At 60.6% G+C, this 15247-nt stretch carries 10 protein-coding genes; 5 read left to right on the top strand and 5 right to left on the bottom strand.

Translation table 11 applies throughout. The annotated features are described in order from the left end of the window. Together AC1XOS_RS10965 and AC1XOS_RS10960 are read right to left on the bottom strand one after the other, a co-directional pair. A partial coding sequence (locus AC1XOS_RS10965) for a PSD1 and planctomycete cytochrome C domain-containing protein (RefSeq protein ID WP_481962257.1) occupies window positions 1-3062 on the bottom strand: 3062 nt, incomplete at its 3' end. An 84-nt stretch (window positions 3063-3146) separates the two neighbouring features. After that, window positions 3147-4985 (bottom strand): thioredoxin domain-containing protein, encoded by a 1839-nt coding sequence (locus AC1XOS_RS10960; protein WP_481962256.1) that lies wholly within the window; start codon window positions 4983-4985, stop codon window positions 3147-3149. Window positions 4986-5087: 102 nt separating this feature from the next. Here AC1XOS_RS10960 and AC1XOS_RS10955 point away from each other — a divergent pair, with 102 nt between their 5' ends. The 5 genes from AC1XOS_RS10955 to AC1XOS_RS10935 all read left to right on the top strand — a co-directional run bounded on the left by AC1XOS_RS10955 (window position 5088) and on the right by AC1XOS_RS10935 (window position 9766). After that, a complete protein-coding gene (locus AC1XOS_RS10955) occupies window positions 5088-5537 on the top strand; it encodes a dimethylsulfonioproprionate lyase family protein (RefSeq protein WP_481962255.1) in 450 nt (149 codons plus the stop codon). A gap of 144 nt (window positions 5538-5681) precedes the next feature. Further along, window positions 5682-6551 (top strand): hypothetical protein, encoded by an 870-nt coding sequence (locus tag AC1XOS_RS10950; protein WP_481962254.1) that lies wholly within the window; start codon window positions 5682-5684, stop codon window positions 6549-6551. Between the two features lie 38 nt (window positions 6552-6589). Further along, on the top strand, window positions 6590-7606 hold the full coding sequence (locus tag AC1XOS_RS10945) for an alpha/beta hydrolase (protein ID WP_481962253.1): 1017 nt from the start codon (window positions 6590-6592) through the stop codon (window positions 7604-7606). Window positions 7607-7779: 173 nt separating this feature from the next. Next, window positions 7780-8730 carry a sensor histidine kinase gene (locus AC1XOS_RS10940; protein WP_481962258.1) on the top strand — a complete coding sequence of 317 codons (951 nt, stop codon included), beginning with the start codon at window positions 7780-7782 and terminating at the stop codon, window positions 8728-8730. Then, a complete protein-coding gene (locus AC1XOS_RS10935) occupies window positions 8711-9766 on the top strand; it encodes a sensor histidine kinase (protein ID WP_481962252.1) in 1056 nt (351 codons plus the stop codon). Before AC1XOS_RS10940 ends, AC1XOS_RS10935 begins: the two co-directional genes overlap by 20 nt. 9 nt (window positions 9767-9775) lie before the next feature. Here the strand turns inward: AC1XOS_RS10935 and AC1XOS_RS10930 are convergent, their stop codons facing one another. From AC1XOS_RS10930 to AC1XOS_RS10920, 3 genes are all read right to left on the bottom strand, one after another. After that, window positions 9776-11131, bottom strand: coding sequence for a sulfatase family protein (locus AC1XOS_RS10930; protein WP_481962251.1), 1356 nt, complete (start codon window positions 11129-11131; stop codon window positions 9776-9778). A 22-nt stretch (window positions 11132-11153) separates the two neighbouring features. Continuing rightward, window positions 11154-14588 carry a hypothetical protein gene (locus AC1XOS_RS10925; protein ID WP_481962250.1) on the bottom strand — a complete coding sequence of 1145 codons (3435 nt, stop codon included), beginning with the start codon at window positions 14586-14588 and terminating at the stop codon, window positions 11154-11156. A 59-nt stretch (window positions 14589-14647) separates the two neighbouring features. Beyond that, a partial coding sequence (locus AC1XOS_RS10920; RefSeq protein ID WP_481962249.1) for an FGGY-family carbohydrate kinase occupies window positions 14648-15247 on the bottom strand: 600 nt, incomplete at its 5' end.

Here is a 15247-nt window from a genome sequence, read left to right as displayed (position 1 = left end):
ACATTCCAAGCCAAGGCTCCGTAGGCTCCCTCGGTGGTGACACTGGGCGGCTGCGGCGGGAAGACGCTAGGGCCACCTATCTTGGAGGAGAGCAGGCCACTGGCGGTGAGCGCATGATCGCGCGCCTGCTCAGCATCGAGGCGCACGCGGGGGCCACGTGAGAGCAGCTTGTTCTCCGGGTCTTTCGCGAGTGCTTGGGGCGTGATTTTTGACGACTGCCGGTAGGTCGCTGCCATCACGATGCGCTTGTGGAGCTTCTTCTGGCTCCAGCCACTTTGTATAAACTCCACCGCGAGGTTATCCAGTAGCTCGGGATGGGTGGGAGGCGTGCCTTGATAGCCAAAGTCCTCGGTGGTCTTGACGATCCCCTTGCCAAAGAACGCCGCCCAGGCCCGGTTGACAATCACCCGCGCCGTGAGCGGGTTCTGGGAACTCACCAGCCAGCGGGCAAAGGCCAACCGATCCCCTCCTCCCCTTCCCTTCTCCCAAGCTTGGGAGGAGGGACTGAGGGAGGAGGGGATTCCCACGGTTACTCTCTCGGTGGGCTGGAGGAACTCGCCGCGGTTGTGGATGAACGTGGCGCGGGGGTTCTCCTTGGGGCGCTCGATACAGACAAGAGTCGTCGGGGGGTGCGGGAGGGTTCTACGGAGGGCCTCCAGCTCAGTGCGGGCACTGGCGAGCTCGGGGGCGACGCGGACAAACTGAGTACGGAGCGCCGCCTCGTCGTTGCGTGCCAGCGCGTCTTCCAGCGTGGGAAGCAGTGCAAGAAAAGCTCCCCCACCGCCGAAGGCGGATTGGAGTCCCGCTTCGCGGGTGGGGGCGGGGGGGGCATCCGTGGTTACCGAGAGGCGGAACTTGCCCAGTCCGGCAGTGTAGTACTGCTCAAAGACCATCGAGAGTGCGAGTGCGTTTGTTTCGAGCGGCTTGTCGAATGCAAAGACGGCCACGCTGGGCTTGCCTTGGGAGCCATTGATACTCCAGCCCGTCTGCGGGTTGGTATCGAGCGCATTTTGTGCATTGCCGACATTGGAGACTCCTTTAACGAGCTTTCCCGCACTAGTGGTCAGAGTGCTCAGATGGAAGTCCCCGTGCGGGCCTTCGTAGGCAACACGCCCAGGTCCATGATTCGGCAGACGGTCGTCGGGGAGGGCTTCGAGGCGCACCGCAGTAACTCCCTGAGGCAGGTTAGCCAAAGAAACCTCGTAGACATCGCGCTTGGTGCCATCGCCGCTCACATAGACAACGCCATCGGGCTGGATCGTGAGCAGCGGCAGGTTTGAGCTTGCCTTGATGGGCTTGACCACCGCCCAGCGCACGGCGGCGGCTTGCTGCGCGGTCTTCCAGGTCACAAAGGCGCGCTCAAAGGCCTCTTTCCGGCGCGACTCGATGGGTCGTGGATCTGAGTCGGTGCCAGCGGTACCCAGGCTCAGGCGGAACTTCCCCAGCGTGTGCTGGCCGCCATAGTCCTGCTTGAGGGTGACCGTCCACTTCTTCGCCGCGAGTGGCTTGGCTAGATGAAACGTCGCGGTCCGGTTCACATTCCAGTTGCCCTCGGCATGGATCGCCCAGCCGGTATTGGGCTTGCCATCGAGTGCCGCCTGCGCCGAGAAGCCCTCTTGTGCGAAGTCGTGCTCGCCGCGTGCTAGCTTTACCGGCTTGCCATCTGCCTTGACCTCGAACTCGGTGAGCACAAAGTTCCCATGCGCCGTGCGTCCCGGCCCCGTTGCCCCAAGTGTCGGATCGGTGAGGGCTTCCAGGCGAAGTGCAGAGACAGGCTCGGCACTACCCACCAGAGTAAGCGTGTAGGTATCCTTGTCCGGGTTGGTGCCCGAGATAAAGACCGCGCCATCGGGTCGGACTTCCGCCTTGGCCCCCGAGGTAACTTTGGCATCCTCCATAGGCGTCTTCTCCCAGCGAAGCGGCACAGCAATCGGCCATTTTTCGGCGAGCGTGGCCTCACGCTCCGTGATCGTCTTCTCAACCTCGGCACGTTTTTTGGCCAGCTCAGGCGTCACCACATCCAGCTCAGGCTCCTCGGTGTTGTCTAAGAACGCCATGAGCTGGTAGTACTCTTTGTGGGTGATAGGGTCGTACTTGTGGGTGTGGCACTGCGCACACTGGATCGTCAGCCCCAGCCAAGTTGCCCCCGTTGTGCCCATGCGGTCCACCATGGCGTAGTAGCGGTACTCTAGCGGGTCAATGCCCCCCTCTTCGTTGAGCATCGTGTTGCGGTGAAAGCCCGTCGCGATCTTGTCGTCAAGCGTCGCATTGGGCAGTAAGTCCCCCGCGAGCTGCTTGATCGTGAACTGATCAAAAGGCATGTCGTCGTTGAGAGCTTTTATCACCCAGTCCCGCCACGGCCAGACCGTCCGCGGCTTGTCTTTTTCGTAGCCATTCGTGTCGGCATAGCGCGCCAGATCCAGCCACTTACGCGCCCAGCGCTCACCATAGCGCGGGCTTGCCAGCAATCTGTCCACCAATTTTTCGTAGGCATCGGGCCGCGTGTCTTTAACAAAGGCCTCAGTCTCTTCTAGCGTCGGTGGCAGCCCAATTAGATCCAAGCTCACCCGACGGATCAGTGTGTACTTATCGGCTTCCGGCTGGAGCGCCAGCCCTAGCGGCTTGAGGCGAGCAGAAACGAGTGTGTCAATAGTATTCCCCCCCCTGCCCCCGCCCGGCGGGGGGGTTAGGGGGGGCACGAACGCCCAGTGCTTCTCGTACTTAGCACCGCTGGCCACCCAGCGCTGAAGAATGCTCTTTTGCGTGGCACTCAGCGGCTTGTTGGTGTGCGCGGGTGGCATCTGAAGCGCATTGCCGCTGGGTTTGGCAATCCGAGCCAGCATCTCTTTGAGCTTCGCAGTGCCCGGCGACTGATCCAGCCGCAAGCCTGCCTCGCGCTTTTTATCGTCGGGGCCGTGACACTTGAGGCAGTGATCGGCCAAGATCGGCCGCACCTCGCGGTTGAAGTCGGGTGCCGCCATCAGCTTAGGCTTGGTCTGTGCCAGCGCCGCTGCGGCGACAAGTCCGGTCAGGGCGAGGATTCCCGCCAGCTTTCGTTTCATCTTGACTGTAGGGGTTCGACAACAAAAGCAAAAAGCCCTCTCGCAAAAATCGCGAGAGGGCTTTTTATTTTGGGGACGCGTCGGTTACGCTTCTTCGTCGCCTTCTCCCATCAAGGCGCTGAGATCGGGCATTCCGGCCATGGTTGGGGCAGCGTTCTGGATTGTCTCAATGAGAATTTCCGCATCCACGGTGGGCGCAAGCGCATCGGTGGCGACCATGATGTGCGCGGTCGGTTGCTCCGGGGTTGGGTAGCCTAGGTTCTCGATATGGGTTGCATCATCCTCGTTCGACGGATCGAGGGGCTGGATGAACTTCTCATACCGGTAGGTTTTGTGCGCCGCCTGAAGCAGTGCCTGCGTCCGAGGATCGCTCACGGCACCGACGATATGCACCAGAACGGGGGGAAGCACCGCACGCTCAATAGCAAGTGCCATGCTGGCTCCGAAGAAGCCCATGTTGGGAGCGGCAGGCTGAAAGGCTTGCAAGATCCGCTGTGCGAGCTGCGCGTGCTCGGTCTCACCCGTGGCGAGAAACAAGCGCAGGAGCGAATCGGCAAAAAGCATGTTGTCGGCGACATCGCGGCTTCCCACTTTGAGGTTGCCTAAGGAGCTAGGACGAACCGGTGCATCGTAGAGGCCCCCTGTCTCGGGCGACTCCAGGTGTCCACGGCTCCAGTTGGCGATCTCTTCGGCGCGGTCTAAGTACTTCACACCCTGGCCTGCCTCGTAGAGATCGAGCCCCGCCGCCACTAAATCAGCGGCATCGGAGAGCATGCCCGTAGGAATCTCGCCGACGTCTTCGCCCTCAGCGGCTTGGAAGTGGGTCGGGCAGCCGTTCTCGTCCACCAAGTGCTCCAGCACGTAGTCCAACACGCGACAGGCCTGGGTCAGTGCCTCGGCCTCGCCCGTGACCTGCCACCAGGCCACCAGAGCGCGAACGGCCACCGCATTGGCTCCCACGAGAATGGTCTCGTCCACGGCGGGCGGGTTCCACTCCGCGCGCTCTTCGAGTGGCTGGGAGTAGTACTCCCCATCGGCAAACTGCGAGCCGCCAAAGACTCCCAGATCCTCAAACCAGAGCTGAGCGCGAAGATAGTCAAGGCCCTTCTTCGCTGCCGTCTTGAGCGACTCGTCCCCCAGCAGGCTGTAGCCACGGCAGAAGAGACGCACCAGCGCGGCGTTGTCTTCGAGCAGCTTCTCGACCTGCGGGTTGCGCCAGTCGGGGGTCTGGGCGTAGCGGAAGAAGCCACCACTGCCCTCATCCACCAAGCCCCCCTCCGCGATTCCCTTAAACGTGCGGTCTAAGATCAGCTTCAGGTCGGCATCGGGATGTCCCATACGAACGGTGCGGGAGTACTGCTCCATCACCAGCTCGGTCACTTCGTTCTGCGGGAACTTCTGGCCGTTGTGGCCAAAGCCCCCAAAGGCAAAGTCAAACTCGAACTTTGCGCCTAAAAGAACGCCAAAGGGGATATTGGGGTCAATGGGCAGGTTGCGATCCAGGGGCGGCGCGGCGTGCTGCTGCTGGAGCTGCTCACGGAGCCCGGCGACGTGCTGCGCGATCCCAGCTTTCTCGTGGCGGTAGGAGTTGAGCACCTGAGGCAAGAGCTGCGCCATGCCATCGGGTGGCACACTGGTTCCGCCCCAGAGGACATCGCCCTCACCCGTCAGCACACAGGTCGTGGGCCAGCCGCCTTGGGTGTAGCGGGCATTGACATCGGGGCGCTTATCTGAGTCCACACGAACGGGGATCACATTGTCATTGATATACTGGGCGAGGGCTTCGTTGCCGTAGGTATTCTCGTCCATTGCCGCGCAGTACTGACACCAGGTTGCGGTGATCGAAAGCAATATTGGCTTATCCTGCGCACGGGCCTCCGCAAACGCCTCTTCACCCCAGGTACGCCACTCCACTTGACTCATAATTTTAATTCCGTTTGGTCAAAATTTTAGGGAGCACGTCCACAAGACAAACGCTCCCCCAACGAGTGAGTATACCATGCAGAATCGGGTATTCTCTGCAAGATGAATATTGCCGATCTCAACGAAATCGCCGGTCGTCGCTACCCGGCGCAGCGCTGGACCCGTAACCTCGTGGGCGGGGCCTCTCCCATTCAGTGCGAGAACTTTGCCCTAGGCTACGTGATGCTAGAGCCAAATGGCGGCCAAGTGCCCTGGCACAACCAGGAGCAAGAAGAAGTGTATTTTATCGTCGAGGGCGAGGGCGAGATGTGCCTGGGCGAGGAGCGACAGGCCGTTTCGTCAGGCCAGTGCGTCTACATCCCCCCCACCGTGTTTCATCAGCTCACCAACACCGGCAGCACTCCGATGGTGATGATCTACGCTTATGGCCCTTCAGGCGATGTCGCGCACTGGAAGCAAGAGCTAGAGGGCACGCTCCCCCGCGCCGGAGTGGATGTCCCCGCCCTCCCCGAGGGCGCGGCCCCGCAGTGCACGGAGAAACCGACGTCGTAACTTAAAGCGTGGACGGAGATCGTCACGATTTGGGGCCTTTGGCCGCCTCCTCGTGCCTCGTCGGTAAATTTCCGCCGAAGGCGCGGCGACTTGCTCGCCCCACAGCCTGCACGTTTACCGTGCAGGCTTGTGTTAAAATGCCATATGCGACAAGAACCAATCACGCACGCCTTCTTTGCTGCAGGTGGTGCGACCTACATCCGCTCTGGCAGCGGGCAGATTCTCTGGGAGTTTCCTCACGCGACCCGCGATGGCTGGGTGCTTCCCAACGGCAATGTTATTCTCGCTCTCAATAAAAGCGCCAAGTACCCCGGTGGCGGGATCGCGGAGGTGGACAAGAAGGGCAACGTGCTCTTTGACTGGAAGGGCACACAGTCCGAGGTGAACACGGTGCAGGACATCGGCAAGGGCCGCCTGCTCTGCACCGAGGCGGGCAACAAGCCGCGTATCTTGGAGATTGATAAGAAGTCCGGCGAGATCAAGCTAGAAGTCCCGATCCAGGCGCAGACCAAAGACCACCACCTCCAGACCCGTATGACCCGCAAGCTGAAAAACGGCAACTACCTAGTGCCCCAGCTTCTGGACAAGATGGTGCGCGAGTACACGCCCAAGGGCGAGATTGTCTGGGAGGCCAAGACCCCCAACTGGGAGAACTCTGCCTTCCTGAGCTGGGCTTTCACAGCGATTCGCCTCGACAATGGCAACACGCTCACGGGCTGCACGATAGCAAACCTGACAGTAGAGTTCGATAAGGCAGGAAAAATCATCTGGTCGGTGAGCAACGACGAGCTGGAAGGTCGCCCCTTCAACGACTGCTGCGGTGTCCAGCGCCTGCCCAATGGCAACACGGTAGTCACCGCGCACCACGCGCAGGGCAACGAGGTCAAGCTGGTAGAGATCACTCCGGATAAGAAAGTGGTCTGGACACACCGCGATACCACCAAACCAGGGATTCACCACTTCCAGATCCTCGACACGAATGGTAAGCCGATCAAGGGCCGCCCGCTGAAGTAGCGAGGAGTTTTAAACTCCTCGTGTGAAAAAGCAAATCTATGAACAACGTACTTTTAACCGGCCTTTTGGCCTTTGGCCTGCTGGGCCAACAACAACCTGCAAGCGCTCCGTGGTCGATGGACCTGAGCCAGTTCCAACCCTACGGCTACAACAAAGGCGAGGGAAACTATGTGATCGCCCCGATGTATAGCAATGCGCCGGAGCTGACGGCGCAAGACAATGTGCCCAAGGGCAAGGTCTCCGACTTTATTGTCAAGTCCACTGATAGCCCGCTCTTTCCGGGGATCGCGAAGAATAAGCCCGGTGAGGTCGTGCCCTACGAGCGGCGCTGCTGGGTCTACATCCCCGCGCAGTACCAGCCCGGCAAGCCTGCTCCGCTACTCGTGACCCATGATGCCATGGGCCGCGGCGAGCTTCCGACGATCTTAGACAACATGATCGCGGCGAAGCGGCTCCCGGCGATGGTGGTGGTCTTTATCAGCTCCGGCGGCGGCGATGCGCAGGGCAGTGAGCGCGGCCTGGAGTACGACACCGTCTCCGGCAAGTACGCGGAGTACATTGAGAGTGTGATCCTGCCGCGCGTGACCCGCGACTACGGCGTGACGTTTAGCAAAGACCCGGATGCCCGCGCCACGATGGGCTGTAGCTCGGGCGCGGCGGCGGCGTTCTCGATGGCCTGGTTCCACCCGGAGCTCTACCACCGCGTGATTAGCTACTCGGGGACGTATGTGGATCAGCAGTCGCCCAAGAACCCCGAGTCGCCGCGTGGTGCCTGGGAGTACCATGCGAGCATTCTTCCGAAAGAGAAGCGTAAGCCGCTGCGTATCTGGATGCACGTGAGTGAGAACGACCTGCGCTTCCGTGACCCGGAGGAGACGCTCCATAACTGGGTGATGGCCAACGACCGCTTCGCCAGGGTGCTGAAGGCGAAGAAATACCCCTACCAGTTTGTCTTCTCCAAAGAGTCCGGCCACTGCGATGGCCGCGTCGAGCGCCAGACCCTAGCCCAAGCGCTGGAGTTTGCCTGGAAGGGCTACAAAGACCGGGGACGGTAGCGTTCCCTCCTCCCCCAGCCCCTCCTCCCAAGAGCCGTGGGAGGAGGGGAGTTTTTGTTTGTAGGTGACCTGCCATGGCAAAGATCACGATTGAGCTTTCCGATGAAGCCTTAGCTCTGCTGAGGGAGCGTGGTCTCCGGCGTGGTGAAAAGGTGGAGAATTACGGAGCTGTGATGTTACAATACGCTCTGCTCTGCTCCAACCACGACTCCATCCCCGATGTCATCAATCTACGCAGTCACTTCAACATCATCGATTTTGTTCAACAGGAGATCGAGAGTCTCCCACCGAATACCCCGGCTTCCCAACTTCGTCGCCATACCCAGGATATGCAGTTCTCGGTTCAGCACATTCGTAAGAGCATTGAGTACCTCCTGGCCATTCAGATCGAAGATAGGACGCTTCAGCACTCTCCCTTTTCGCCGGTTTCGGTGAGTATCTTCTCTCTCCGTGCCCTGCTGGAAAAAATCGTAGATATAGATCGAAGGTCAACCTACTTCAAACCTAACCATGCGCTTTACCTTGAGCTTGTGGACGATGTTCCAGATGCGTTTCCTTGCGATGAGGACAAGCTGGAGCAGATTCTCCATAACCTGATTGGCAATGCCCTCAAGTTCTCACCTGAGGGAGGAACGGTCACGCTGAGAGTGCAACGCGAATCTTCCAACACCATTCTCTTTTCCATCCACGATCAGGGCATCGGAATGAGTCGAGAGTTCCTTCCTCTTTTCGGGGAAAAGTTTAGCCGCCCCCCGGAGTCAGAAACGCGCGGTTTGAAAGGAGCAGGGATTGGAGCGTTTTTGTGCCAGATGTTTGTCAAGCTGATGGCAGGGCAGCTCTGGGCGCACTCCGATGGGCTGGGTAAAGGCTCTACAGTCTTCGTCAGGCTTCCCTACGATCCCCTGCTCGACGATACCCAGCTCAGGGATAACATCACCCAGCTACGGCACTGGCGCATCAAGCTCTCTGCGCTCCTCGCCGAACTGGACGCTTTTCCCACCAAGCACTACCGCTTTGATGCTCGCACCCACGCCGACTTTGCCCAGCTTGTCCACACCGAGCTAGAGCAGATGCAGGCGTTTCTAGTGCAACTGGAGAAAGACCATGCCGCAGATCACGATTGACCTTTCCGACGAAGCCCACTTTTTGCTCCAGCGGTGGGCGGAGCACGAGAAGCTCGTGCTAGAGGACGAGGCCGCGCAGATGATGAACCGGGCACTGGCGGCGAGCCTACCAGAAGGGCTGGCGCAGTGGCTGGAGCTTCGTACCCCGGTGACCGCGATCAAGGGCTTTGTCTCCACGTTGCTTATGGACGAAGATGAGACGATGTTTGCACACTCCGACCGCATGGAGTTTTTGGAGATCATGGACAAAGAATGTGACAAGATCCTGAACTTTCTACGGGTTATTAGACTTGAGCGGTTCCCAGAGCGCTTTCATGCCGAACCAACATCGCTTCAAGCGGTTGTGGAAGCCGTTCGCGACCGTGCCTTGCGCTCCCGCTACCTGAAACCAACCCATCGTTTTGCTCTAGAGCTCGGCGATAATCTCCCAGAGACCTTTCTCACCGACGAGGAAGGACTGGTAGATGTACTCGGAGAGTTTATGGATAGGGCGATAGAGTACTCGCCTGAGGGTGGTGAGGTGCGCCTGATAGTCGTCACCACGGTGGGGGGAGGACTCGCGTTTACCATCCAGGATCAGGGGCTGGGAATGACATCTGAGTTCCTCCTAAAAATCTCCCAACGCCTGAACGCCCACCAGGCTCCCGAGCAAAGAGACAACCGTGATGAGCGGATTATCGGGCGAGCCGAGCCGAGTTTCTACGAGGAGTGGGCTTTTGCTCGCTGGCACGGGGGGCAGTTCATGGTTGATTCGGCGGGACTAGGCAAAGGCACCACGGTGACGCTTACTCTCCCGTCGCTTGGTGCCCCTTCCCGAAAGCTGGCCGACGATCCCTCGTACCGCAAGCTTGTCTCGTCACTTCGAGAAAGGTGCATAGCAATCCTGGCAGATGTCGAGCGTCTGACTCTCCAACACGCTCAATTCGATGATGAGGCACGCAAGACGCTCGCCAAGGCGATACAAACGGAGTGCGATGCACTTACGGCACTCGCACAGTCTCTGTCGCGGAGCGACATTTCAGCCGCAGGCGCTTAGACGCCGTTTTCAACCGGCGGCTTTTCCGACGGGGCGGACGCCTTTCCCGATGCGGTTAGGGCCGTCGCCGAGGTCTTCGCGGACTTTTTCGGCGAGGGCAAGGAGGCGCTTGAGGATCTCGGGGTGTTGGGCAGCAAGGTCGGTGGTCTCTCCCGGATCGGCGACCAGATCAAAGAGCAGCGGGCGGGTGATCTTGGCCATTTTATAGCTCACGGGCTTGCCGCCCCGCGCGGTCTCGGGGTAGGGGCCGAGGCTGCGATAGTTTTGCGGGAGCATGACCTTCCACTTCCCAGAGCGCACGGCCTGGAGCTCGTTGGTGTTGTAGTAGAAAAAGTACGCCTCCTGCGGGCTCTTGGCGCGCGTGTCGCCTGAGAGCAGAGGCCCGATGTCCTTCCCGTCTAGCTTGTTTTTCGGCAGCGGTGCTCCCGTCAGCTTGGCAATTGTGGGCAGGAGATCAATGGTCATCGCGGGCTCAGAAATCACGCTCCCCTTCTGAATCTTGCCCGGATGGCGTGCCACAAACGGGACGCGGATGCCGCCGTCCCAGCACGTGCCCTTGCCCTCGCGCAGGGGCCCCGCGCTCCCGGCGTGCTCGCCGTAGCTGAGCCAGGGGCCGTTGTCCGACGTGAAGATCACGAGCGTGTCGCGCTCTGCGCCCGTTCGTTTCAGCGCCGCCAAGAGCTGCCCCACAGAGTCGTCGAGCTCCTCGATCACATCGCCAAACGTGCCGCGCTTGGAACGGCCAATCCACTTCTTGCCGGGAGCCAGCGGGACGTGCGGCATGGCGTGGGCGAAGTAGAGAAAGAACGGCGTCTTCTGTTTTGCGTGCTTCTCGATAAAGCCCACGGCGCGATCTGTGTAGCGCTGCATGAGCGTGCCCATCTGCTCGATATTCTCGATGGTCTGCACGGGCTTTTCACCGTCCATAAGAGGCAGTGGCGGGTAGGCACGGGGCGTGTCCGGGTGATTGGGCCACATGTCGTTGGAGTACGGCAGTCCCAGCCACTCGTCGAAGCCGTGGCGGGTCGGGTTGAACTCCGGCAGGTGCCCCAAGTGCCACTTGCCCACCATCGCCGTCGCAAAGCCCTTCGCCTTCAGCACCTGCGGCAGGAGCGTCTCTTTGTCGCTAATCCCGATCTTCGCACCCGGTCCCAGCGCCCCCTGGATCCCCACTCGCCCCGAGTAGCACCCTGAGAGCAAGGCCGCCCGGCTCGCTGAGCACACCGGCTGCGCGACATAGAAGTCCGTAAAGCGCACGCCGTCGCGCGCCAGAGAGTCAATGTGGGGCGTCCGAATGTCTTTGGCCCCAAAGCAGCCCACATCGGCATACGCGAGATCGTCGGCGAAGATCAGAACGATATTCATGGGCGCATTTTACCTGAGGCCGCTACTCCACAGAGTGCGTGTTGTCGTCGTGCTCCCGGTCTAGTAGGTGGTAGGCGGGATCGACGGTGATATGACGGGGGGAGAACTCCGTTTCAAAGACAAGGGTCTGACGGGGCTGCTGGAGCGTGGCACGGAGCGTGACGGCATCCTCACCGGTCCAGAGTGTCGCAAAGACGATGTCATGAAGGGGGGCAGGAGTCTCGTTGCCCTGACCGTCGGAGAAGACTTTCTTGGCCGTCACGACTACCTCGGTGCGCCAGCGCTTCTTGCTGAGCTGCTTTTTCTTGACCGAGACGACTTTCAGATCACAGAGCGTGATCTTCTCAAAAAGCTCCGTGATCCGTGTTTTATGGGCGGGCAAGTTTACCTTGAGGTTCTCGACCAAGTTAGCTGCCGTGGGGTACGGCGGCTCTTTGAACGCCAGCACTTTTAAGTAGCTGCTGAGCACCTTGTCAAAGTGCTCCCCGGCGAGCCAGTGTAGCTCGTGGAAGGCGAGGCCACCTTTCTGGTAGCAGATATAGGGCTGACGGCGCGTGGAGATGAGGGGCTGCTCCTCCGTACGGTCCTGGCCACGGCCCTTCAAGTAGGCATCGGCGGCACGCTTGTTGACTTCGCCCGCCTCGTTGCCCGCCTCGACCGCCACCCGGAGCGCGGTGTACTCGGCAAGCGACTCGGAGAGCACCTCGGAGCCGGGCAGGTTCGCTCCCGTGAGCTGGTGCGCCCACCACTGGTGCGCCACTTCATGCGCCGTGACATAGAAGGGAGTGTCGAAGTCGTCTTTGCCGACACTCAGCGTAAAGCCCCCCGCCTCAGAAAACGGGATTGTTCCCGCAAAAGCCTGGGCAGCGATACTTGCCCCCCGCGCGGGAAACTCGACAATCCGTAGCTCGGAGAAGGGATAGGGCGCGTACGTCTGGGAGCAGAACGCCAGCGCGTCCTTGGCACCGCTCAGCATGCGCTTGACGTTCCACGGATGCCCCGCATGGTAGTAGACCGTGATAGGCGTGCCCTTATAAGTCGTTTTCTGTGTCGCGTACTTGCCCGAGACCACGGCCCAGAAGTAGCGGACAACATGGTTTGACTCGTAGCGGAAGCAGCGCCGTCCGTTTTCTTGCCACTCCCGAGTCAGCCTACCCGGCGCGAGTGCAAGCTGATCCGGCGCAGTTCGCACGGTCATCGCCAGCTGCACCCAGTCCGAGTCGCCGCCGATATAGGTCTGGTAGCTGCCAATGCGCTCGGGAAGCTCTTTCCATGCGCCCAAGTTCTGCTTCTTACGCTCCGCCGCATCCGTCAGCTCCATCTCGGACTGGTAGCCGATCCGTGGCGCAAGATTGGAGAGAAAGCTCCCATTGGCGGCGATATCGGTGCGCGGGCCACGGGCGGCAAAACCCGGTTTGTCCCAGGCGACCGTAAAGTCTAGGGTCATGGTCTGGCCGGGTGCAAGCGGCGTGGCGAGCTTCCAGACCTGCATCCCAAGGCGAGTGTCTTCTTGGATGCGAGTTGCAGGAGCCCCGAAGGTAATTTTCTGAGGGTCGAGCTCGTTGTCGTAGCTCAGGAGTAGCTCGGGGATGGGCTTGTCTGATTTATTTTTGAGCGTGTAGCGCCCCGAAATGCGAAACGTGCGCCGCTCCGGCCAGAGAGTCACATCCAGATCGGCAGCCGTCATCTTGGGCTGGGGCAGCTCTAGCCACTTCGCTCGATACGTCCGCTCGTAGTCCGCCTGCGCTTGACTCTGGCTATTCTCGTTCTGGAACCGATGAATGCCGTGGAAGTTATAGAGCAGCAGCCCCGTGCTCAGCGCACAAAGTACGGTCAGCAGTGCAACTCCGCCACGGTTCTGCGGGCGCTTGGGGAGGGCAAGGGCGAGCATCCAAAACGCCACCAAGAGCCAGTGCGCTCCCATCCCCAAAAGCTGCGTCTGGTAGGCGCTAAAGCCATCCAGATCGGAGTAGTAGGCATCGCCCAGTGTCCCTAAATCCAGCAGCGGGTGCTCCCAGCCCAGCGCGGTAAAGGCGGTGGGAACCAGCACGATCAGCACCACCACGAGGTGCCCGACAAACTTATTGGGGACGCGGTTGTGCACCAGAAACGCCAGCGCCGAGAAGCTAAAGAGCGAGACTCCCGTGATCCCAAAAATCCCCATCAGGTAGGCACTGCCCTCGGGAGCCACGCCTCCGGCGCGCTGCTGGAGCATCCCGATAACGGAGTAGAAAATCCCTGCCAAGATCAAGGAAAACTGGAGCGCCACAAAGCGCGCCAGCAGCGCTACGGTGCGCGAGAGGGGCAGCGCCTCGACAATCGGGGCGACCCGCAGAATCCGATCCTGCCAGCAGAGCTCCCCCGCATAGATCGCCGCCACAAAGACAAAGAGCGCCCCGTACATGTCGCTCACTTCTTTGAGCACATGGCTATTGGTAGGCAGAAGGGGCGTCCCCGTGAAGCCCTCTTCTTTCGAGGCCAGCATCGCAAAGGCGATCAGCCCGAAGGCAAGAAAGAGCCAGTAAGGCCAGGCACAGAGGATGAAGCGGGTGTGGAAGCGCACCAAGTGCAGAAAGCTACGCCACGCCTGAGGCTGAGCATGGGGCTTAGGCACGACTCCCTGCGGCGGCGGCGTTCTATCCCCAGCGCTTCGGCGAGGAAGCTGCGGCGCGAGGGCGCGGAACCGAAACAGAAGCCCTCCCAGAGCCACCACTCCCAGCCCAATCCCCGACCAGAGGGCGCGGTTGAGAAGCAGCAAGCCATCGAGCGAGGGCAGCGAGGTGTTGGTCTGCGCCGGTGACCAGTAGCGTGTTTCCGTGGTTAAAAGCGCCATGCCATAGGGGTCGAGAATCGCCGCCGCCCCCCGGCTCCCGATGGCGGTGGCAAGCCCCGCCCCGATCAGATAGAGCACAAAGAGCCCCACTCCCATAGAGTACACGGCAAAGAGATTTCGAGTGAGTGCCCCGGCGACAAAGAAAAGCGCACTGGTGAGCAGTAGGTTGGGCAAGAGAAAAACGAAGTAGGAAAACGCATAGGGCGCGAGGCGAAACGGGCCGAGGTGGGTTGAGTCACCCGGAATCACGGTTCCGATCCAGAACCCCAGAGGCAGTGCCAAAAACAGCACCCCGGTCAGGATAAAGCTGCCCAGATAGCGTCCGAAGAAATACTGCCAGGCTTTTAGGCGCGACGTGAAGAAGAACTCGTGCACTCGAAGTTCAAAGTCGCGCAGAATCCCGGTGCCCGCAATGGCGGCCACAATCGGCCCGGCGATCAGGCAGAACCCAGCGGCAAACTGCACCAGCCGTAGGGGCGCATTGGCGTGAACCCGCCCCAGGTCGGAGTCCCCGCGCTGGCTGCTCATCACAGCGGCAGCAACCAGGAGGATAAAGAGAAACTGCCCCCAGGTGGCTCCCTGCCGTAGCCGCAACATCAATTCCTGCTTTATAACGGTGAACATAGATTCCCTCCTCCCTCAGTCCCTCCTCCCAGGATTGGCACCCAGAGGGTACCCGGGGGCTAGGGGAGGAGGGCAGCCATCATTCCACGGTGGCGTTTTTGCGCGTCGTAGAGCTCGCGCCAGATGGCGTTTTTGGGGTCGTGGTAGGCGCGGGTGGCCGGGTTGGGCGTGATCGTCTCGCCCGCGCGGCCCATCGCCGTCATCGCATCGGTGACACTGGCGTAGTCGCCTGAGGCGTGCGCGGCGAGAATCGCGGAGCCGAGCAGCACGGACTCGGACTCTTTGCCCAGTGTGATGGGCATTCCGCAGGCATCGGCGTGCTGCTGGAGCCAGAGCGGGTTTTTTGTGCCGCCACCGGTCGCTACAATCTGAGTGATCGTAAAGCCTTGGGCGTTGGCGGCTTCGATAATCGCGCGAGTACCGTAGGCCAAGGCCTGCACCGTGGCAACATAGAGCCGCGTGTCCTGCGCCAGAGATTTATCCAGCGAGAGTCCCTCGACCACGCCCCGCGCATGAGGATCGGCAAACGGTGAGCGATTGCCTAGGTGAAAGTCGAGGACATGAAGATGGCGCGTGAGATACGCAACATCCGCCAGCCCCTCGCTCGCGGCGAGCTTTAGGGCTTCTTGGTTAAGGAGGGCGTAGACCGTCGTGTCTTC

It is taken from the genome of Armatimonas sp., assembly GCF_964826245.1.
This window is presented reverse-complemented; position numbering and strand designations above follow the sequence as displayed.

What these genes read in the sequence shown, in the direction of transcription:
- AC1XOS_RS10960 (WP_481962256.1), bottom strand. Translation starts at nt 4,985, where the DNA reads ATGAGTCAAGTGGAGTGGCGTACCTGGGGTGAAGAGGCGTTTGCGGAG.
- AC1XOS_RS10955 (WP_481962255.1), top strand. Translation starts at nt 5,088, where the DNA reads ATGAATATTGCCGATCTCAACGAAATCGCCGGTCGTCGCTACCCGGCG.
- AC1XOS_RS10950 (WP_481962254.1), top strand. Translation starts at nt 5,682, where the DNA reads ATGCGACAAGAACCAATCACGCACGCCTTCTTTGCTGCAGGTGGTGCG.
- AC1XOS_RS10945 (WP_481962253.1), top strand. Translation starts at nt 6,590, where the DNA reads ATGAACAACGTACTTTTAACCGGCCTTTTGGCCTTTGGCCTGCTGGGC.
- AC1XOS_RS10940 (WP_481962258.1), top strand. Translation starts at nt 7,780, where the DNA reads ATGTTACAATACGCTCTGCTCTGCTCCAACCACGACTCCATCCCCGAT.
- AC1XOS_RS10935 (WP_481962252.1), top strand. Translation starts at nt 8,711, where the DNA reads ATGCCGCAGATCACGATTGACCTTTCCGACGAAGCCCACTTTTTGCTC.
- AC1XOS_RS10930 (WP_481962251.1), bottom strand. Translation starts at nt 11,131, where the DNA reads ATGAATATCGTTCTGATCTTCGCCGACGATCTCGCGTATGCCGATGTG.
- AC1XOS_RS10925 (WP_481962250.1), bottom strand. Translation starts at nt 14,588, where the DNA reads ATGTTCACCGTTATAAAGCAGGAATTGATGTTGCGGCTACGGCAGGGA.